Raw genomic sequence first — 18,852 nt, forward strand, 5'->3', positions numbered from 1 at the left:
TGCCGGCAGCGAGAGGCCGGCACAGCCGGACGGCTAGGCCAGCCACTCCGGCAAGTCATTGAGCCCCATCGCCTGACGCACCAGTTTCGGCTTTACGCCCGGCAGGCTGTCCGCCAACCGCAGCCCCAGGTCACGCAGCAGTTTTTTGGCCGGGTTATTGCCGTCAAACAGTTCACGGAAGCCCTGCATGCTGGCCAGCATCACCGCCGCACCGTGCTTGCGGCGGCGCTCGTAGCGGCGCAGATACAGGTGCTGGCCAAGATCCTTGCCCTGACGTTGCAGGCGCTTCAGTTCGGCGATCAACTCCGCCGCGTCCATAAAGCCGAGGTTGACCCCCTGCCCAGCCAACGGGTGTACGGTGTGGGCCGCATCGCCCACCAGCGCCAGTCGGTGACCGGCAAAATTACGCGCATAGCGGCCGGTCAGCGGGAAGGTCAGCCGTTCACTTTCCACCGAGCACGCCCCGAGACGCATGTCGAAGGTGATGCCCAGCTCGCGGTTGAACTGCTCCGGCGGCAACTGTTGCAAGCGCTCGGCTTCTTCCGGCGCCACCGACCAGACGATCGAACACAGATGCGGATCGCTGAACGGCAGAAACGCTAAAATACCGTCGCCGTGAAACACCTGCCGCGCGGTCGCCAGATGCGGCTCTGCGGTGCGGATGGTGGCGACCAGCGCGCTATGGCGATAGTCCCAGAAGGTCAACGGGATGTCGGCATGCTGGCGTAGCCACGAATGGGCACCGTCGGCCCCCACCACCAGCCGGGCGCTCAGCATGCGGCCGTCGTCCAGCGTAATGAACGCGTCGTTTTCGCCCCATGCCACCTGTTTCAACGCCGCCGGAGTAATCAGGGTCAGATCCGACGACGCCTGCGCCTTGCGCCACAGCGCCTGCTGAATCACGTCGTTTTCAATAATGTGGCCAAGATGGCTGAATCCGCATTCATCGCCGCTGAAGGCAATTTTGCCGAAGCTGTCGCGATCCCACACTTCCATCGCGTTGTACGCGCTGGCGCGCAGTTGCAGAATCTCATCCCATACGCCTATCTGTTGCAGCAGACGTTCGCTGGCGGCATTAATGGCGGAAACGCGCAGCGCCGGCTGTTGCGGCGGCGGCGACATGTCCGGCTGATGATGCTCCAGCACCGCAACCCGCAGGCCACTGCCCTGCAAGCCGCAGGCCAATGCCAGCCCGACCATACCGCCACCGGCGATAACCACATCAAATGATTGCATGCTGCTTGATTCCTTAAAAACGCATTAAATATTAGCGATCGACCCAGCCCAGAGTACGCTTGGCAAACGCATCGCGTACCGGCGACAGGTGTTCCATCGCCATCAGACCCAGATTGCGCCCCACCACCAACGGCGCATAGCGATTGGCGAACAGGGCAATCAGGCCGTCGGTGACGCCGACCGTCGCCTGCTGGTCTTGCTGCCGCCGCTGTTGGTAATGGCTCAGCAGCGTAAAGGCGCCAAGATCTTCGCCACGTTCTGCCGCTGCGGCCAGGGTTTCCGCCAGCGACATCACGTCACGCAGACCCAGGTTAAATCCCTGCCCGGCTATCGGGTGCAGCGTTTGTGCGGCATTGCCCACCAGCGCCAGGCGATGGGTGACGTGCTGGTTGGCGGTGAGCAGGCTGAGCGGGTAGCTGTGGCGTTTGCCGACCTTCAGCATACGCCCCAGACGCCAGCCGAACGCCTGTTGCAGTTCGGTTAGAAACTGCGCGTCGCTCCAGCCGTCGACCCGCTCACGATCGTCCCGCGCATGGCACCATACCAACGAACTGCGGCCGTGACTCATTGGCAACAGCGCCAGCGGCCCGTGGCGGGTAAAGCGCTCGAAAGCTCGCCCTTGCGGATCTTGTTCGGTGGTGAGGTTGGCGATGGTGGCGAACTGCGGATAATCCCGTTGCTGCCAGTGCATATTGCACGCCTGCGCCAACGCAGAACGCGAGCCGTCCGCGGCGACCAGCAATTGACCACTCAAACGCTGGCCATTATCCAACCGCACCTCGGCATGATCGACGCTGCGCTGCACCTCCAGCACCCTGGCCGGACAGTGCAAGGTTACGCCTGGCGCCTTGTCCAGCAGTGCAAACAGCCGCTGACCGGCGTCGTGCAGTTCAATCACCTGGCCAAGCGCTGCGACCTGATAATCCCGTGCGCGCAGATTGACGAAACCGGCATGACCGCGATCGCTAACGTGCACGTGGGTAATCGCAGTCGCGCAATCACGCAACGCCGGCCAGACGCCGATACGTGCCAACTGCTGGCAGGTCCCCTGCGCCAGGGCAATCGCCCGCGCGTCAAATCCCGGATGCGAACGATCGTCTGGCTGCGTCGCCTCGATCAGATCGACCTTTACCTTTCCCTGACTCAGCGACGATAGCGCCAGCGCCAACGTCGCACCGGCCATGCCGCCACCAACAATGATTACGCTCATGTTATCTCGCCGCCGCCATCAGCGCTTCGATGGCATCGGCATCTTTCACCACTTGCGCGGTCAGGTTTTCATTACCGTCGGCGGTGATCAGAATGTCATCTTCGATACGAATACCGATGCCGCGATACTCCGCTGGCACCTCGGCGTCCGGGGCGATGTACAGGCCTGGCTCAACTGTCAGCACCATGCCCGGCTCCAGCAGGCGATCGCGGCTTGGCGTGCCATAGTGACCCACATCGTGAACATCCAGCCCCAGCCAGTGGCTCAGGCCATGCATAAAGAACTGGCGATGTGCCTGCTCGGCGATCAACTGCTCTACGTCGCCTTTCATCACCCCCAGGCCAACCAGGCCCTTGACCATGATGCGCACCACCTCGTCATTCACCTGACGAATGCTTGTGCCCGGTTTGAAGGCCTCAAGCGCATAGTGCAACGACGCCAGCACGATGTCATACACCGCGCGCTGCGGCTGGCTGAACCTGCCGTTAACCGGGAAGGTGCGGGTAATGTCACCCGCATAGCCCTGATACTCGCAACCGGCGTCGATCAGCACCAGATCGCCGTCGCGCATTTCGCTTTCGTTTTCGGTGTAGTGCAGGATACAGCCGTTTTCGCCGCTGCCAACGATGGTGTTATAAGCCGGGTAACGCGCACCCAGGCGGGTAAACTCGTGGTGTATTTCCGCTTCCAACTGATATTCAAACATCCCCGGGCGGCATTTTTCCATCGCCCGAGTGTGCGCCTGCGCGCTGATTTCGCCGGCGCGACGCATCACAGCGAGCTCTTCCGCCGACTTGAACAGCCGCATATCATGCAGCCACGGCCGCCAGTCGGTTACGCTGGCCGGCGCCTGCAGGTTCTGGCGGAATCCGTTGCGCAGCCGCTCCAGTGCGGCAAACAGAATGGCATCCGCATAGGCATATTCGCCCTGTGCGTGATACACCACGTCCAGGCCGTTCAGCAGCAGATGCAGTTGGTCATTGATCTCATCAAACGGCAACGCGCGATCGACGCCAAGTTTGGCCGGCGCAGCGTCCTGTCCCAGGCGACGACCAAACCAGATTTCCGCCGTCAGATCGCGTACCCGGTTGAACAATACGCTGTGATTATGCGTCTCGTCGCTTTTCACCAGAATCAATACCGCTTCCGGCTCATTAAAGCCGGTAAGGTAGTAAAAATCGCTGTTCTGACGGTAAGGATATTCTGAATCTGCACTGCGCGTTGCTTCCGGCGCCGAGAAAATCACTGCCGCACTGGCCGGCGCCATTTTCGCCAATAGCGCCTGTCGGCGATGCTGGTATTCCTGCTGAGTCATGTCCCTCTCCTGAAATCTGTCTGCTGCTGGTGAGCGATACGCGAATAACCTGCGGTTTAGTGTAGCGTGGGTTTGACGTTTTCCGGCGCGGTCGGCTTGCGGCGGCTGAATTCGGTATGGCACAGGATCGCCGCGACGCGCACGTACTCCACCACCTCTTCCAGCGACTGCTCCAGCTCTTCCTGGTCTTCGTCTTCGTCGTAGCCCAGTTGCGCGATGTTACGCAGATCGTCAATCGCCTCGCCCACTTCGTCCTTCACCTGCGCCAGCTTCGGCTGCATCATCCCCAGGCCAAGCAGGAAGTGGTTCACCCAGCCCGCCAGCGCGTCGGCGCGTTCGAATACCGTCACCGCCTCACCGTCCGGCATCATCAGCTGGAACATAAACTCATCGTCTTCCAGCGTTTCGCGAGTGATTTCATACAGTTGTTGCAGTGGCAGACTCAACGCCTGCGGAAAGGCCACGCCGTCGTTGGTCAGGTCGTGCATCAGCGTTTGCCAGCTGGCATCACGATTGCCGCCGCACAGCATGCCGCTGAGCAGGCCGTGCATTTCGGCTGCGGTCAATGCCACCGACTGGCCCTTGAGGGCGACGGTCAAAGATTGGTAACTTGGAAATGTATTCTGTATAGACATGCGTATTCGTCATCGTTGGCAGGATAAGTTCGTGTTATGCTACCACCAAGGTCCGTGGTTATACCAGATAAGCACGCCCCTGCAGTGGCTAGTTATAATCGGTATGTGCTAGGGTTCACTTGGTGCCGTCCGGGATAAAAATGGCGTTATGTCCGCATTTTGACACCGTTTTTTGACTGGCGCCGTGCCGCACAGTAGATTACAACCAGGTACTGATAAAAAGGGGTTGTATCTCGGTACTAGGGTATATATAGTGTCGCCCGCTTCGGCAGACCGAGGCTGGCGCGAAATTTAGGCAGGAAGGTGGCATGTCTGCACAACCGGTAGATATTCAAATTTTTGGCCGCTCGTTAAGAGTCAATTGCCCGCCAGAACAACAAGATGCGTTGAACATGGCGGCGGACGATCTTAACCAACGGTTGCAAGATCTTAAAGTTCGCACTAGAGTCACAAATACTGAGCAGTTGGTTTTCATCGCCGCTTTGAATGTTTGTCACGAACTTGCACAAGAACGCTTGAAAACGCGCGATTATGCGGCCAATATGGAACAACGCATCCGCATGCTGCAACAGACCATTGAACAGGCGCTGCTTGAACAAGGTCGCATCGCTGACCGTCAGGATGCACAATTCGAATAACTTAAGTTGTTGAAGCGACAGCGTCGACAATGAGTAAAAAATTTCTCTGAGATGTTCGCCAGCGGGCCAGTCCCCTGAGCCGATATTTAGTACCAACAGAATGTGATGCTCCGCGATCGGTGTGCATGCTCGCCCGTCGAGAAGCCTTAAGATTGCGACAGCACGTTCACCTTGAACCATGGGTTCAAGGGTTACAGCCTGCGACGGCATCTCGGAGATTCCCTTCATTGCGGTTTATGGGGCCACCCATCACAACGCGCCATGCAAACTATGCCTTTTCAACCTCAGTTCGCCGCACAACGGCAAGCCATTCGTAACCATATCCGTCAGCAACGCCGAGCGTTAACCCCTGAATCACAAAAGCTGTTTGCCGAACAGATCGCCGATCGCATTGCCACTCATCCGCGCATTGCCGCTGCACAGCGCATTGCGGCATTCCTGTCGTTTGACGGTGAGCTCGACACCCGGCCGCTGATCGAACGCCTGTGGCAGATGAACAAGCAGCTGTATCTGCCGGTGTTGCACCCGTTCAGCGCCGGACATTTGCTGTTCTTGCGCTATAGCGCCGAAACGCCGATGACGCACAACCGTTTCAACATTGCTGAACCGCAGCTCGACGTACGCAACGTGTTGCCAACCCGGCAGTTGGACATCGTATTGGCGCCACTGGTGGCCTTCGATCACACCGGGCAGCGGCTGGGGATGGGCGGCGGGTTTTACGATCGCACACTGCAGCACTGGCAGCACGGCGGCCCTTACCCGATCGGACTGGCGCACGATTGCCAGCAGGTCGACGCCTTGCCGGCAGAGCATTGGGATATTCCGTTGCCGGAGATTATCACCCCGTCAACGGTCTGGGCGTGGCAGATCGTCGAATAACAAAAAGGCCGGGCAAAGCCGGCCTTGGGGATGGTCACGTTAGCACAACCCGGGTTACAGCAGCAGACGGGCGCGGATAGTGCCCTGAATGGCCTTCATACGCTGCAGTGCCGCGTCGGCACGTTCGGTTTCCGCTTCGACATCAATCACCACATAGCCGATTTCCGGGCCGGTTTGCAGATACTGCGCCGCAATGTTGACGCCCTCTTCCGCAAAGATCTGGTTAATCTGCGTCAGCACGCCAGGACGGTTTTGGTGAATATGCAGCAGACGGCTGGCGCTCGGGCCATGCGCCGGCAGCGACACTTCCGGGAAGTTGACCGCAGACAGCGTAGAGCCATTGTCGGAGTACTTCGCCAGTTTGCCGGCCACTTCATCACCGATATTTTCCTGCGCTTCCTGCGTGGAGCCACCAATGTGTGGCGTCAGGATCACGTTATCAAACTCACACAGCGGCGAATTGAACGGATCGCTGTTGGTTGCCGGTTCTTCAGGGAACACATCGATCGCCGCGCCCGCCAGATGATTGCTGGCCAACGCATCGCACAGCGCAGGAATATCCACCACGGTACCGCGTGAAGCGTTGATCAGGATCGCGCCCGGCTTCATCAGCGCCAGCTCTTCCTGGCCCATCATGTTCCTGGTCGACAGCGTTTCCGGTACGTGCAGCGTCACCACGTCGCTCATGTTCAGCAGGTCCGACAGATGACGTACCTGTTGCGCATTGCCCAACGGCAGCTTGTTTTCGATGTCGTAGAAGAACACTTTCATCCCCAGCCCTTCAGCCAGGATGCCCAGTTGGGTACCGATATGGCCATAGCCAATGATACCGAGCTTTTTACCGCGCGCTTCAAACGACCCGACGGCCAGTTTGTTCCACACGCCACGGTGCGCTTTGGCGTTGGCGGAAGGAATGCCACGCAGCATCAGCAATAGCTCGCCCAGCACCATTTCAGCCACGGATCGGGTATTGGAGAATGGCGCGTTAAACACCGGAATACCGCGTTTGGTCGCCGCTTGCAAATCAACCTGGTTGGTACCGATGCAGAAACAGCCTACCGCAACCAGTTTCTCGGCGGCAGCAAAAACCTCTTCGGTCAGATGCGTACGCGATCGAATGCCGATGAAGTGAGCATCGCGGATCGATGCCTTAAGCGATTCGGTGTCTAATGCACCTTTATGGTATTCAATGTTGGTATAACCGGCAGCGCGCAGGTTATCTACCGTACTCTGATGAACCCCTTCCACTAACAGGAACTTAATCCTGTCTTTCTCCAATGATACTTTTGCCATTTACCCGACCCTATGTTCAGACTTCAGAAGCGGCTGCGTTATCCAGATCCAGCCTGTTTTCACGTTGGCTTGCCATGGCTGCGCCTCAGCGCCAGGTGCCTGGGCATGACTCGCTCGCCTGCCGCCGTGTTGCCACGTAAAAATTTCGCTACAAATGGAACAGCACCGCACCAACATAACAAAAATAACGCCAGCGGCAATACAAACGATTGCCTGCCCATCAGCACAAGGCCAAGGGCTGTCGGTCGATTCTGGTGGAAAATGCTATAGGGAAAGAAATTAACGGAAGCTTAACGGAAATTATTACCAAGATGTGACATATGTCACCAAATTCGCCGTCATAAATAAAACATGTTTTCTGCCATAAATTATGCCGAACGCGGCCCGGACGGTTTGCCAATGCTCAACGCGACGGAACACGCCGCACAGCGGCGGCGATTGCCCGGGCCACAGCGGCTAACGGCTTATTTGACCACCTTGACCCCGTCGGAGGTGCCGATCAGCGCAATGTCGGCGCCACGATTGGCAAACAGCCCAACGGTGACCACGCCGGCGATGCCGTTGATCTTATTTTCCAGCGCGATGGCATCAACAATTTGCAGATTATGTACGTCGAGGATCACGTTGCCGTTATCGGTCACCACGTTCTGGCGGTATTCCGGCAGTCCGCCGAGCTTCACCAGTTCGCGCGCGACATAGGAACGCGCCATCGGGATCACTTCTACCGGCAGTGGGAATTTCCCCAGCACGTCAACCTGTTTGGAGGCGTCAGCAATGCAAATGAACTGGCGTGCAATGGCCGCGATGATTTTCTCCCGCGTCAGCGCCGCGCCGCCGCCCTTGATCATCTGCATATGGCCGTTGATCTCATCGGCACCGTCGACGTAAATATCCAGCACGTCAACTTCATTGCTGTCGAACACCGGGATCCCCAGGCTTTTCAGCTTGGCGGTCGAGGCGTCGGAACTGGATACTGCGCCCTTGATCTGATGTTTGATCGACCCCAGCGCGTCGATAAAGTGCGCCGCGGTAGAACCGGTCCCCACCCCGACGATGGTATCCGGTTTGACATATTCCAGCGCCGCCCAGCCTACCGCTTTTTTCAGTTCATCCTGCGTCATGGTATTTACATTGCCTATGTACGAAAACGTGTGCGTATTATAAGGTAATTCGCTGTTTTGCACTCCGGCAGGATCACAAATTGTGGCATAGTGCCTAAATCAAACGACTTTAAGGGATATCTCTCCGATGAAACGCCCAGACTATAGAACGCTACAGGCGCTGGACGCGGTGATCCGTGAGCGCGGCTTTGAGCGCGCGGCACAAAAACTCTGCATCACTCAATCGGCGGTATCTCAACGCATTAAACAGTTGGAAAACCTGTTCGGCCAGCCATTGCTGGTCCGTACCGTGCCGCCGCGCCCTACCGAACAGGGGCAGAAACTGCTGGCCCTGCTGCATCAGGTCGAGCTGTTGGAAGAGGAGTGGCTGGGTAACGATACCGGCGTTGATACGCCGCTGCTGCTGTCGCTGGCGGTCAACGCCGACAGTCTGGCCACCTGGTTGCTGCCGGCGCTCAAACCGGTGCTGGCGGATTCGCCAATTCGCCTGAATCTGCAGGTGGAAGATGAAACCCGCACCCAGGAACGCCTGCGCCGCGGCGAAGTGGTCGGCGCGGTCAGTATCCAACCGCAGCCGCTGCCGAGCTGTCTGGTGGATCAGCTTGGCGCGCTGGATTATCTGTTCGTCGCCTCGCCGGGCTTTGCCGAGCGTTATTTCCCCAACGGCGTAACCCGCTCCGCGCTGCTGAAAGCGCCGGCGGTGGCCTTCGATCATCTCGACGACATGCACCAGGCCTTTTTACAGCAAAACTTCGACCTGTCGCCGGGTAGCGTGCCGTGCCACATCGTCAACTCGTCCGAAGCCTTTGTGCAACTGGCGCGACAAGGCACCACCTGCTGTATGATCCCGCACCTGCAAATAGAAAAAGAGCTGGCGTCCGGTGAACTGATCGATCTGACCCCGGGGCTGTTTCAGCGCCGCATGCTGTTCTGGCACCGCTTTGCACCGGAAAGCCGCATGATGCGCAAGGTGACCGATGCGTTGCTGGCGCACGGGCATCAGGTGTTGCGTCAGGACTAAAAAGAAAAGGTTCGCCGTAGCGAACCTTTCATTATTTGCTGCTGCGGCGCGTTACTGCGCTGCGTTACGCTGCAGTTCAAACACCACATCCACCTGATCGTCAAAGTGAATGCTTTGCTGTTCGTAGGTTTGCGCGGCGCTGTTTTCCGGCGCGTCGCTGGCGGCTTTATACATGCGCGCCACTGGCATTGGCTGGTAGTTGGCGACGTGATAGCGAATGCTGTAAACCGGACCCAGTTTGGCTTTAAAGCCCTGAGCCAGTGAAGCAGCCTGCTGGGTGGCGTTTTCAATCGCCTTCGCGCGCGCCTGCTGGCGGTAAACGTCCGGGTTGGCAACCCCCAGCTCAACGGCACGGATCTCGTTCAGGCCAGATTTCAGCGCCCCATCCAGCAGTTCGTTCAACTTGTCCAGTTTACGCAGCGTCACCTGTACCTGACGCACCGCGCGGTAGCCTTTCAGCACCGACTCGCCGGTTTTCAGGTAGTCGTATTCCGGCTGCGTGCGCAGATTGGCGGCGCTGATGTCTTTCTTCTCAATGCCGTTTTTTTGCAGGAAGTCGAAATATTGCGCCACGCGCTCATCAACCTGTTTCTTGGCCTGTGCCGCATCCTTGGAGGACACGCTGACTTCAATTGCCAGCGTTGCGATATCCGGGGTAGCGTCGACGCTGGCGGTGCCAGAGGTGACCACATGTGGCCCTTCTGGTACTTCCGCCGCATGCAGCGCCACAGGCAGCGTCCCTAATCCAACCATTGCGGCCATAGCCAATGCTTTAAGCTTCACAGTGTCTCCTTAATGACAGGCTGTTCTGATTCCCCGCCGATCATCCTCAACCGACAGCCAACCGAAAGCAAATTTGCAGAAATTTACTCAAGCGACTGAAGATAGGGACAACAGCGGGTTCCTTGCCATCAAACGTAGCATATCGCGCGGTGTTTTAAATTCGGATTAGTGACAAATTCTTGTTAATGAGCGCCCTGCCACGCCAACTGAGCGGCAATCAGCCACATCACCACGCCAACCAGAAGATTGATGATCCGTTGCGCCAGCGGGGTATTCAGCCACGGCGCCAGCCAGGCGGCCAGCAATGCCAGCGCAAAGAACCAGACGATCGACGCGCTGACGGCGCCAATGGCAAACCAGGAACGCACCTCCGGCGCCAACTGCCCACCCAGGCTGCCAAGCACCACAAAGGTGTCCAGATAGACATGGGGATTCAGCCAGGTGACCGCCAGCATGGTAACCACCAGACGCCAGCGGCTCTGCTTCATCTCCTGTGCGCTGGTCAAGGCAAACTGCTGGCTGAAGGCGGAGCGAAACGCCCCCCAGCCGTACCACAGCAGGAACGCCACCCCGCCCCAGGTCACCAACGTCAACAGCAGCGGCGACCGCCCCAGCAGCGCGCTGCCGCCGAAAATACCGGCGCAGATCAGCACGATGTCACTCAGCGCGCACAGCGAGGCGACCATCAGATGATATTGTCGACGGATCCCCTGATTCATCACAAAAACGTTTTGTGGGCCGAGCGGCAGGATCATCGCGGCGCTCAGGGCAAAGCCCTGTAAAAAGACGGTTAACATGCTGTTCCTCTGAAAGGTCAAAAAGCGCCTGACGAGGGCGCATACGGGTCAATACGCGCATCATACGAGGGGATGATCATTAGGGGAAATGGATAGTTCTAATCCTGCATTAGCCAAACTGATTAGAGCGTCGGACGATAAAAAAAGGGAGCCGAAGCTCCCTTATGTCGTTCTATCTGCAGGTTATTCCGCCGGTTTGGCCGGCGCCTTTTCGATATGGCGCACGTGGACATCCATCTGCGGATACGGGATACCGATGCTGTTGGCATCCAGCTGACGCTTGAAGTTTTCCATCAGATCGAAGTACACGTCCCAGTATTGGGCGTTGGTGGTCCATGAGCGAGTGACGAAGTTCAGCGAAGAGGCCGCCATCTCGTTCAGGCGCACGGTAACGCCTTTCTCGTGCATGATGCGCTTGTCGGCAGCAATCACGTCGTTCAGCACTTTCTTCACCAGATCGATATCGGCGTCGTAAGCCACGCCAACCACGATGTCTACCCGGCGATTGGGTTCGCGCGAATAGTTGATGATATTGCCGGCGATGATTTTACCGTTCGGCACCACGATGGTTTTGTTATCTGGGGTGCGCATGGTAGTGGAAAAAATCTGCACCTGATCGACGGTGCCGGCAATACCGCCCAGATCGACGTACTCACCGGCACGGATCGGACGGAAGGCCACCAGCAGCACGCCGGCGGCAAAGTTGGACAGCGAACCCTGCAACGCCAGGCCAACCGCCAGACCGGCGGCACCGAGCACCGCGATAACCGAGGTCGTCTGCACGCCTACCCGGCCCAATACGGCAATAAAGGTGAACGCCAGGATGCTGTAACGCGCCATCGCGGACAGGAAATCGGCAACCGTGGCATCAATACCACGCAGTTTCATCACCCGGTTCAGCGCATTACCGACCATGCGGGCAATAATCGACCCCACGATCAAGATGGCGATTGCCGCGACCACGTTTACCGCATACTGAATCAATAAATCCTGGTTTTTCACCAGCCAGTTACTGGCACTGTTAATGCCGTTTACTACGTTGAGATCTTCCATTCTAACGTCCTACTTTAAAGCTCCCCGAGGGAGAAATAGCAACAGCATCGGTCTATCCGATGCGCAAACCACCCGCATAAGGGTAACCAACAATGTTGTGCGATGCCAATTTTGGCAAAAAAACATCGCGGGCAACATCAAAACCGCGCCAAAAAACAAAGGCTCCCCGAAGGGAGCCTTTGTGCGTCGAGCGAACGGTGCGACATAGCACACCGGGCAAACGGATTACAGAACGTCGATGGCGTTCAGATCTTTGAATGCCTGCTCCAGACGAGTCACCATGCTGGTTTGCGCAGCGCGCAGCCAGACACGTGGATCGTAGTATTTCTTGTTCGGCTGATCGGCGCCTTTCGGGTTACCCAATTGGCTTTGCAGATAACCTTCGTTTTGTTTGTAATATTGCAGGATGCCGTCCCAGGTCGCCCATTGGGTATCGGTATCGATGTTCATTTTGATCACACCGTAGCTGACGGACTCTTTGATCTCTGCATCGCTTGAACCGGAACCGCCGTGGAACACGAAGTTCAGGCTGTTGTGCGGCAGGTTGTATTTCTTGGACACGTAGTCCTGAGAATCACGCAGAATGGTTGGCGTCAGCTTGACGTTGCCTGGCTTGTACACGCCATGTACGTTGCCGAAGGAGGCAGCGATGGTGAAGCGCGGGCTGATGGCGTTGAGTTTTTCGTACGCGTAAGCCACGTCTTCCGGTTGGGTATACAGCGCAGAAGCGTCCATGTGGCTGTTGTCCACGCCGTCTTCTTCGCCGCCGGTACAACCCAGTTCGATTTCCAGCGTCATGCCCAGCTTCGCCATGCGTGCCAGGTACTTGCTGCAGATTTCGATGTTTTCTTCCAGCGACTCTTCAGACAGGTCGATCATGTGGGAAGAGAACAGCGGTTTACCGGTCGCGGCAAAGTGCTTCTCGCCGGCATCCAGCAGGCCGTCGATCCATGGCAGCAGTTTCTTCGCACAGTGGTCGGTATGCAGGATAACCGGCACGCCGTAGTGTTCAGCCATCTGATGAACGTGATGCGCACCGGAGATTGCGCCCAGAATCGCTGCGCCCTGTGGCACGTCAGTTTTCACGCCTTTGCCAGCGATGAACGCGGCGCCGCCGTTGGAGAACTGAACGATGACAGGTGAACGCACTTTCGCCGCAGCTTCAAGCACCGCGTTGATGGAGTCGGTACCCACACAGTTGACAGCTGGCAGCGCAAAGTTGTTCTCTTTGGCTACTGCGAATACTTTCTGAACGTCATCACCCGTGATGACACCCGGTTTTACGAAATCAAAAATTTTAGACATGTTACTTTGTCCTGTTTCGTCGGCCGTTATACCCTTCATCGTTCAAGACGTAGCGGCGTTGGCATCCCGTACCTGCCTCGCCTGTCCGGCAGTGCCGGCTGGCGAGAGGTCGTTCTTTCGCCGCCAGCCACATCTCGAAATCCGTTGGGTAGAGATGGTGGTAAATCGATTTTTCATACCGCACTACCGTAGCAGAGCGGTATAAAACAAACGGGCGGCTTTCGCCTCCCGTTGTCAGAATTACTGCTTAGCGCGTTGTTCCAGCATCACCACTGCAGGCAGCTGTTTCCCTTCAACGAATTCCAGGAACGCACCGCCGCCGGTGGAGATGTAGGAGATCTTGTCAGCAATACCGAACATGTCGATCGCTGCCAGAGTGTCGCCGCCGCCCGCAATCGAGAAAGCATCGCTTTCTGCAATGGCGCGTGCAACGATTTCGGTGCCCTTACGGAAGTTAGGGAACTCGAATACGCCAACCGGACCATTCCACAGAATGGTTTTGGCGTTCTTCAGGATAACGGCCAAACGCTCGGCTGAGACGTCGCCCATATCCAGAATCTGCTCGCTGTCCTGGATTTCGTTCGCCTGTTTTACCGTTGCTGCGGCAGTTTCGGAAAACTCGGTGGCTACGCGCACATCGGTTGGCACCGGAATGTCGCAGGTTTCCAGCAGCTTTTTGGCGTTCGGGATCAAATCAGGTTCATACAGTGACTGACCGACATTGTTGCCTTGCGCGGCAACGAAGGTGTTGGCAATGCCGCCGCCGACGATCAGCTGGTCGGCGATTTTGGACAGGGAGTCCAGCACGGTCAGTTTGGTCGACACTTTAGAGCCGCCGACGATGGCAACCATTGGGCGCGCAGGTTCTTTCAGCGCTTTGCCCAGGGCTTCCAGTTCGCCAGACAGCAACGGACCAGCACAGGCTACCGGTGCGAACTTGCCCACGCCGTGGGTAGAGGCCTGCGCACGGTGTGCGGTACCGAACGCGTCCATCACATACACGTCGCACAGTGCCGCATATTTCTTGGACAGGGTTTCGTCGTCTTTTTTCTCGCCCTTGTTGAAGCGCACGTTTTCCAGCACTACCAGCTCGCCTTCGGCCACGTCAACGCCATCCAGGTAGTCCTTTGCCAGACGTACCGGGTTTTTCAGATGGTCTTTCAGGTAGTTGACCACCGGCAGCAGCGAGAACTCTTCGTTGTACTCGCCTTCGGTCGGACGGCCCAGGTGGGAGGTCACCATAACGCGGGCGCCTTGCTTCAGCGCAGCTTCGATAGTCGGCAGGGAAGCGCGGATACGCGCATCGGAAGTCACTTTGCCGTCTTTTACCGGTACGTTCAGATCGGAACGAATCAGAACGCGTTTTCCCGCCAGATCCAGATCGGACATCTTGATTACAGACATGGTGAACCCTCTTGGTTGATTCTCTATAAGCTATAAAGTTGCCTGAGTGGCGCATCGTCGCGGATGCCGCCGTACTAGAAACCGCTTGCGGCCATTGCCCGTGTTGTATCCAACATCCGGTTGGCAAAGCCCCATTCATTGTCGCACCAGACCAAGGTCTTGATCAGGTGCTGACCGCTGACCCGCGTCTGGGTACCATCGACGATGGCGCTGTGCGGGTCATGGTTAAAATCAATCGAGACTAATGGTAGTTCTGTATAGTCAACTATACCACGAAATGATCCCTGTGCGGCCTTTTGCAACAACTGGTTGACCTCTGCCACCTTCACCGCCGCGCTGACGCTGACGCTGAGATCGATGGCGGTAACGTTGATGGTCGGTACGCGCACCGAGATCGCTTCAAAACGATCGCAAAACTGCGGAAAGATGCGGGTAATCCCTGCGGCCAGCTTGGTATCGACCGGAATAATCGACTGGCTTGCCGCACGGGTACGGCGCAAATCTGCGTGATAGGCGTCTATCACTGGCTGATCGTTCATCGAGGAGTGGATGGTGGTCACGGTGCCGGATTCGATGCTGTAGGCATCGTCCAGCAGCTTGATGACCGGAATAATGCAATTGGTGGTGCAGGAGGCGTTGGACACGATGCGATGCTCCGCCTGCAGCGTCTGGTGATTGACACCAAATACCACGGTAGCGTCCAGATCGTTGCCGCCCGGGTGCGCAAACAGAACTTTCTTTGCTCCGGCGGTCAGATGCGCCTCGCCATCCGCCCGACTGCCGTAAACCCCGCTGCAGTCGAGCACCACGTCTACCCCCAGCTCCCCCCACGGCAAACGCTCTACCGCCGGCTGGTGCAGCAGACGAATGCTATCGTCGCCCACGCTCAGCACATCGCACTCCTGGCGAACGTCCCAGGCAAAGCGCCCATGGCTGGAGTCGTATTTCAACAGGTGCGCCATGCCTTCGGCATTCGCCAGCTCGTTGATTGCCACCACGGTGATTTCTGCTCGTCGCCCCGATTCATACAGTGCGCGTAAAACGCTGCGGCCAATACGGCCAAAGCCGTTTATCGCTATGCGGATGGTCATGCTGCTCCCTGAAGAAGGCCATTCCCGCCGGTGCTGACGCCGGATGGGGTGGCGCTGACTGGTTATCATGCTAACCTGCATAGAGTACTTTAGCGCACTGCCTGCTGTGAATCGCTGCGTTGCATTATTCGTAAACCCTGTTACCGCCAACAACCGCTCTCTCTAGCCTTTCAGCGAGTTATTCACCCCAACTGAAACGCTTCAGCCGAGCATAAACCAAAGTTTTTCGAAAAGGAACAGCCCCGACAGTCCGGCTGTTAACTGGGCGGTATTTTGCGAAAATAAAATGATCTAGCGCACATTTTCAGTCACCCTGAATCCCTATCTTGGGGATGACCATAATCCACTACAAGGAGTTAAAATGAGTGAAGTCAAAATTGTTGCCACGCTGACCCCGTTCCCCGAGCACGTCGACGCAGTGAGAAAAGCGGCGCGCGCCATGGTCGCCCCAACCCATCTGGAGCCGGGTTGCCTGCAGTACGATTGCCACGAATCCCAGGAAACCAACGTCAAAGAGCTGGAGAAGCCCGGCAAGGTCTCGTTTGTGTTTATTGAACGCTGGGCGTCGGTAGACGATCTGAAAAAGCACATCGCCATGGACTATCACGATCGCTTCCTCGAGGAACTGGACGGCAAGCTGGAAAGCCTGAACGTGCAACGATTGACCCAGTTGGAAAAGTCGAAATAAAGCGAACGCTTGAACAAGGGCGCGACGCGCCCTTGTGACACTAGCGGCTGAACAAGTATTCCGCCTGCGGTGCGGCACCGCCGTAATGCCGTTCAAAATACTGCCGCAAAAACTCCACCGTCACCCGCACCTTGGCCGAGGTCGCCAAGCGTGAAACATATACCGCCCAAATATTCGCAGACTGATAATAATCGGACAGAATATGCACCAGTTTGCCGCTGGCGATGTTTTCCTGCACGTCCCAATAGGAGCGCAGCGCCACCCCCTGCCCGTCGAGACACCACTGGTGTACGATTTCGCCATGATTGGAGGCCAGCGCGCCGGTAACCTTGATGGTCTCCTCGCCGCCAGGGCCTTGCAGACGCCAGATGCCGAACGGCATATCGCGCTCCTTGATCACCAGACAGGCGCGGCCCGACAGCTCGTTCAGCGTTTTCGGCATGCCGTGGCGCGCCAGATACGCCGGCGAAGCGCACAGAATACGCCGGTTATCCGCCAGCTTGCGTGCGATCAGGTTCGGCGCGATGTCGTCGCCGACGCGAATATCCAGATCGAATCCCTCGCTCACCAGATCCACCAGCCGGTCGGACACGTCCAGCCGCAGCTCCAAGCGTGGATACTGCGTCGCCAGCACCGACAGCGCCGGGGCGATAAAACGCCGGCTGAAGCCATGGCTGCTGACAATCCGCAGCGTGCCTTGCGGTTCCTGACGAATGGTGGAGACTTCATCCATCATGTGATCAACATCGTTGAGAATACGTTGCGCCCATTCATAAATGCGCTCGCCGTCTTCGGTTATCGCCACCCGCCGCGTGGTACGGTGCAACAATGGAACGCTCAACGCCTTTTCCAGCAAGGCGATGCGTTTGCTGATGAACGCCGGCGATACCCCCATTTCCTCTGCGGCGGCGGCAAAACCCGCCCGACGCGCCACCAGCACAAACACCCGTAAATCACTCAGCAGGGGCATATTATTCATGATACGTGTTTTATGTTTCACCATTCAGCGGATTGATTAACGGTTAGTCAATTATAGGATGGTAGCGGTGTCAATCCTCCCGACCTATAAGTGAGACCTCTGATGAACAAAACCTACAAAATCGCGGCGATCCCGGGCGACGGCATCGGCCAGGAAGTATTACCGGAAGGCCTGCGCGTCATGCAGGCGGCGGCAGCCAAATGGGATCTTGCGCTGGAGTTTGTCACCTTTGACTGGGCCAGCTGCGATTATTATCTGCAACATGGTCAGATGCTGCCGGATGACTGGTTCGAACGATTACAGGGCTTTGATGCCATTTACTTCGGCGCCGTCGGCTGGCCGGACAAAGTGCCCGATCACGTGTCGCTGTGGGGCTCGCTGCTAAAGTTTCGCCGCGACTTCGATCAATACGTCAACCTGCGCCCGGTACGCCTGTTCCCCGGCGTCGCCTGCCCGCTGGCCAACAAAAAGCCCGGTGACATTGACTTTTACGTGGTACGGGAAAACACCGAAGGCGAGTACTCGTCGCTCGGCGGGCGCATGTTCGAAGGCACCGAACGTGAGATGGTGGTGCAGGAATCGGTGTTTACCCGTCAGGGGGTGGATCGCATTCTACAATACGCCTTTGAACTGGCGCAGCAGCGGCCGCGCAAATCCCTTACCGCCGCCACCAAATCCAACGGCATGGCCATCAGCATGCCCTACTGGGACGAACGCGTCGCGGCCATGGCGCAGCATTATCCTGATATCCGCTGGGACAAGCAGCATATCGACATCCTCTGCGCCCGCTTCGTGCTGAACCCGGAGCGTTTCGACGTGGTCGTCGCCTCCAACCTGTTCGGCGATATTCTGTCGGATCTCGGCCCGGCCTGTACCGGTACTATCGGTATTGCGCCATCCGCCAACCTCAACCCGCAGCGCGACTTCCCGTCGCTGTTCGAGCCGGTGCACGGCTCCGCGCCAGATATTTATGGCCAGAACATTGCCAATCCGATCGCCATGATTTGGGCCGGTGCGATGATGCTCGACTTTCTCGGCAATGGCGATCGTCGCTACCGTCAGGCGCACGACGATATCCTTGCCGCCATTGAGCGCACCATTGCCAGCGGGCCGCGCACGCCGGATATGCAAGGCGATGCCTCGACCCAGCAGGTCGGCGCGGCGATCGCCGATTTACTGCAATAAAAAAACCCGGCACGTAGCCGGGTTTTCCATCACGCGGGGCGAGCCTGCTCGCCCGCCTGGCGGTTACTTCAACAACGCCCTGGCCTTCGCCACCACGTTGTCGACGGTGAAACCGAACGTCTTGAACAGCTGCTCGGCCGGCGCCGATTCGCCGAAGCTGGTCATGCCCACCACCGCGCCGTTCAGCCCGACGTATTTGTACCAGTAATCGGCAATGCC

General features: G+C 57.6%; 19 protein-coding genes and 1 other RNA gene. 6 read left to right on the forward strand and 14 right to left on the reverse strand.

Features of this window, described 5'->3' with window-relative positions:
* Positions 1–33 precede the first annotated feature (33 nt).
* Genes ubiI through ACCC84_RS22140 form a run of 4 tightly spaced genes read right to left on the reverse strand, consistent with a single transcriptional unit; the run spans position 34 to position 4,396 of the window.
* Positions 34–1,236, reverse strand: coding sequence for an FAD-dependent 2-octaprenylphenol hydroxylase (gene ubiI, locus ACCC84_RS22125; RefSeq protein WP_004958996.1), 1,203 nt, complete (start codon positions 1,234–1,236; stop codon positions 34–36).
* A gap of 31 nt (positions 1,237–1,267) precedes the next feature.
* Complete coding sequence (ubiH, locus tag ACCC84_RS22130) at positions 1,268–2,446, reverse strand: 2-octaprenyl-6-methoxyphenyl hydroxylase (RefSeq protein WP_004958994.1); 1,179 nt, start codon at positions 2,444–2,446, stop codon at positions 1,268–1,270.
* A gap of 1 nt (position 2,447) precedes the next feature.
* Positions 2,448–3,761, reverse strand: coding sequence for a Xaa-Pro aminopeptidase (pepP, locus tag ACCC84_RS22135; protein ID WP_004958992.1), 1,314 nt, complete (start codon positions 3,759–3,761; stop codon positions 2,448–2,450).
* A gap of 56 nt (positions 3,762–3,817) precedes the next feature.
* Positions 3,818–4,396: a YecA/YgfB family protein gene (locus ACCC84_RS22140; protein WP_004958989.1), complete on the reverse strand. Its 579-nt coding sequence runs from the start codon at positions 4,394–4,396 to the stop codon at positions 3,818–3,820.
* A gap of 308 nt (positions 4,397–4,704) precedes the next feature.
* Here ACCC84_RS22140 and zapA point away from each other — a divergent pair, with 308 nt between their 5' ends.
* From zapA to ACCC84_RS22155, 3 genes are all read left to right on the forward strand, one after another.
* Positions 4,705–5,034 carry a cell division protein ZapA gene (gene zapA, locus ACCC84_RS22145; protein ID WP_004958986.1) on the forward strand — a complete coding sequence of 110 codons (330 nt, stop codon included), beginning with the start codon at positions 4,705–4,707 and terminating at the stop codon, positions 5,032–5,034.
* Between the two features lie 40 nt (positions 5,035–5,074).
* A non-coding RNA gene (gene ssrS, locus ACCC84_RS22150) (6S RNA) lies at positions 5,075–5,256 on the forward strand.
* 48 nt (positions 5,257–5,304) lie between these two features.
* Positions 5,305–5,913: a 5-formyltetrahydrofolate cyclo-ligase gene (locus ACCC84_RS22155; RefSeq protein WP_039991769.1), complete on the forward strand. Its 609-nt coding sequence runs from the start codon at positions 5,305–5,307 to the stop codon at positions 5,911–5,913.
* 54 nt (positions 5,914–5,967) lie between these two features.
* Here the strand turns inward: ACCC84_RS22155 and serA are convergent, their stop codons facing one another.
* Both serA and rpiA read right to left on the reverse strand, forming a co-directional pair.
* Entirely contained in the window at positions 5,968–7,206 is a 1,239-nt protein-coding gene (serA, locus tag ACCC84_RS22160; RefSeq protein ID WP_004958982.1) for a phosphoglycerate dehydrogenase, read from the reverse strand.
* A gap of 464 nt (positions 7,207–7,670) precedes the next feature.
* On the reverse strand, positions 7,671–8,327 hold the full coding sequence (gene rpiA / locus ACCC84_RS22165) for a ribose-5-phosphate isomerase RpiA (protein WP_004958980.1): 657 nt from the start codon (positions 8,325–8,327) through the stop codon (positions 7,671–7,673).
* Positions 8,328–8,454: 127 nt separating this feature from the next.
* Between rpiA and ACCC84_RS22170 the strand changes: the two genes are divergently transcribed.
* Positions 8,455–9,348 (forward strand): LysR family transcriptional regulator ArgP, encoded by an 894-nt coding sequence (locus ACCC84_RS22170; protein ID WP_004958979.1) that lies wholly within the window; start codon positions 8,455–8,457, stop codon positions 9,346–9,348.
* Positions 9,349–9,399: 51 nt separating this feature from the next.
* Here the strand turns inward: ACCC84_RS22170 and ACCC84_RS22175 are convergent, their stop codons facing one another.
* The 6 genes from ACCC84_RS22175 to epd form a co-directional block, all read right to left on the reverse strand.
* Positions 9,400–10,131, reverse strand: a complete 732-nt coding sequence (locus tag ACCC84_RS22175; protein WP_071586657.1) for an oxidative stress defense protein — start codon at positions 10,129–10,131, stop codon at positions 9,400–9,402.
* A gap of 182 nt (positions 10,132–10,313) precedes the next feature.
* Complete coding sequence (gene argO / locus ACCC84_RS22180; protein WP_088499783.1) at positions 10,314–10,928, reverse strand: arginine exporter ArgO; 615 nt, start codon at positions 10,926–10,928, stop codon at positions 10,314–10,316.
* Positions 10,929–11,111: 183 nt separating this feature from the next.
* Positions 11,112–11,981: a small-conductance mechanosensitive channel MscS gene (gene mscS, locus ACCC84_RS22185; RefSeq protein WP_004958970.1), complete on the reverse strand. Its 870-nt coding sequence runs from the start codon at positions 11,979–11,981 to the stop codon at positions 11,112–11,114.
* Between the two features lie 225 nt (positions 11,982–12,206).
* Positions 12,207–13,286, reverse strand: coding sequence for a class II fructose-bisphosphate aldolase (fbaA, locus tag ACCC84_RS22190; RefSeq protein ID WP_039991768.1), 1,080 nt, complete (start codon positions 13,284–13,286; stop codon positions 12,207–12,209).
* A 240-nt stretch (positions 13,287–13,526) separates the two neighbouring features.
* Positions 13,527–14,690 carry a phosphoglycerate kinase gene (gene pgk, locus ACCC84_RS22195; protein ID WP_004958966.1) on the reverse strand — a complete coding sequence of 388 codons (1,164 nt, stop codon included), beginning with the start codon at positions 14,688–14,690 and terminating at the stop codon, positions 13,527–13,529.
* Positions 14,691–14,764: 74 nt separating this feature from the next.
* Complete coding sequence (gene epd, locus ACCC84_RS22200) at positions 14,765–15,781, reverse strand: erythrose-4-phosphate dehydrogenase (protein ID WP_198774098.1); 1,017 nt, start codon at positions 15,779–15,781, stop codon at positions 14,765–14,767.
* Between the two features lie 361 nt (positions 15,782–16,142).
* On the opposite strand from epd, the gene ACCC84_RS22205 reads away from it, so the two are divergent.
* A complete protein-coding gene (locus tag ACCC84_RS22205) occupies positions 16,143–16,469 on the forward strand; it encodes a putative quinol monooxygenase (protein ID WP_004958962.1) in 327 nt (108 codons plus the stop codon).
* 40 nt (positions 16,470–16,509) lie between these two features.
* Here the strand turns inward: ACCC84_RS22205 and ACCC84_RS22210 are convergent, their stop codons facing one another.
* The gene (locus ACCC84_RS22210; protein ID WP_371902350.1) at positions 16,510–17,448 is read right to left on the reverse strand and encodes a LysR substrate-binding domain-containing protein; all 939 of its coding nucleotides are present in this window, start codon (positions 17,446–17,448) and stop codon (positions 16,510–16,512) included.
* A gap of 102 nt (positions 17,449–17,550) precedes the next feature.
* On the opposite strand from ACCC84_RS22210, the gene ACCC84_RS22215 reads away from it, so the two are divergent.
* Complete coding sequence (locus tag ACCC84_RS22215; RefSeq protein WP_004958959.1) at positions 17,551–18,633, forward strand: tartrate dehydrogenase; 1,083 nt, start codon at positions 17,551–17,553, stop codon at positions 18,631–18,633.
* 63 nt (positions 18,634–18,696) lie between these two features.
* On the opposite strand, the gene ACCC84_RS22220 is transcribed toward ACCC84_RS22215, so the two are convergent.
* Positions 18,697–18,852, reverse strand: a 156-nt coding sequence (locus ACCC84_RS22220; protein ID WP_443096497.1) for a transketolase-like TK C-terminal-containing protein, incomplete at its 5' end; no start/stop codon positions are given.

This window comes from Serratia odorifera (assembly GCF_041448735.1).
Lineage (GTDB): Bacteria > Pseudomonadota > Gammaproteobacteria > Enterobacterales > Enterobacteriaceae > Serratia_F > Serratia_F odorifera.

Coding starts and splice junctions, on each gene's coding strand:
- ubiI (WP_004958996.1), bottom strand. CDS start 1,236: ATGCAATCATTTGATGTGGTTATCGCCGGTGGCGGTATGGTCGGGCTG.
- ubiH (WP_004958994.1), bottom strand. CDS start 2,446: ATGAGCGTAATCATTGTTGGTGGCGGCATGGCCGGTGCGACGTTGGCG.
- pepP (WP_004958992.1), bottom strand. CDS start 3,761: ATGACTCAGCAGGAATACCAGCATCGCCGACAGGCGCTATTGGCGAAA.
- ACCC84_RS22140 (WP_004958989.1), bottom strand. CDS start 4,396: ATGTCTATACAGAATACATTTCCAAGTTACCAATCTTTGACCGTCGCC.
- zapA (WP_004958986.1), top strand. CDS start 4,705: ATGTCTGCACAACCGGTAGATATTCAAATTTTTGGCCGCTCGTTAAGA.
- ACCC84_RS22155 (WP_039991769.1), top strand. CDS start 5,305: ATGCCTTTTCAACCTCAGTTCGCCGCACAACGGCAAGCCATTCGTAAC.
- serA (WP_004958982.1), bottom strand. CDS start 7,206: ATGGCAAAAGTATCATTGGAGAAAGACAGGATTAAGTTCCTGTTAGTG.
- rpiA (WP_004958980.1), bottom strand. CDS start 8,327: ATGACGCAGGATGAACTGAAAAAAGCGGTAGGCTGGGCGGCGCTGGAA.
- ACCC84_RS22170 (WP_004958979.1), top strand. CDS start 8,455: ATGAAACGCCCAGACTATAGAACGCTACAGGCGCTGGACGCGGTGATC.
- argO (WP_088499783.1), bottom strand. CDS start 10,928: ATGTTAACCGTCTTTTTACAGGGCTTTGCCCTGAGCGCCGCGATGATC.
- mscS (WP_004958970.1), bottom strand. CDS start 11,981: ATGGAAGATCTCAACGTAGTAAACGGCATTAACAGTGCCAGTAACTGG.
- fbaA (WP_039991768.1), bottom strand. CDS start 13,286: ATGTCTAAAATTTTTGATTTCGTAAAACCGGGTGTCATCACGGGTGAT.
- pgk (WP_004958966.1), bottom strand. CDS start 14,690: ATGTCTGTAATCAAGATGTCCGATCTGGATCTGGCGGGAAAACGCGTT.
- epd (WP_198774098.1), bottom strand. CDS start 15,781: ATGACCATCCGCATAGCGATAAACGGCTTTGGCCGTATTGGCCGCAGC.
- ACCC84_RS22205 (WP_004958962.1), top strand. CDS start 16,143: ATGAGTGAAGTCAAAATTGTTGCCACGCTGACCCCGTTCCCCGAGCAC.
- ACCC84_RS22210 (WP_371902350.1), bottom strand. CDS start 17,448: ATGAATAATATGCCCCTGCTGAGTGATTTACGGGTGTTTGTGCTGGTG.
- ACCC84_RS22215 (WP_004958959.1), top strand. CDS start 17,551: ATGAACAAAACCTACAAAATCGCGGCGATCCCGGGCGACGGCATCGGC.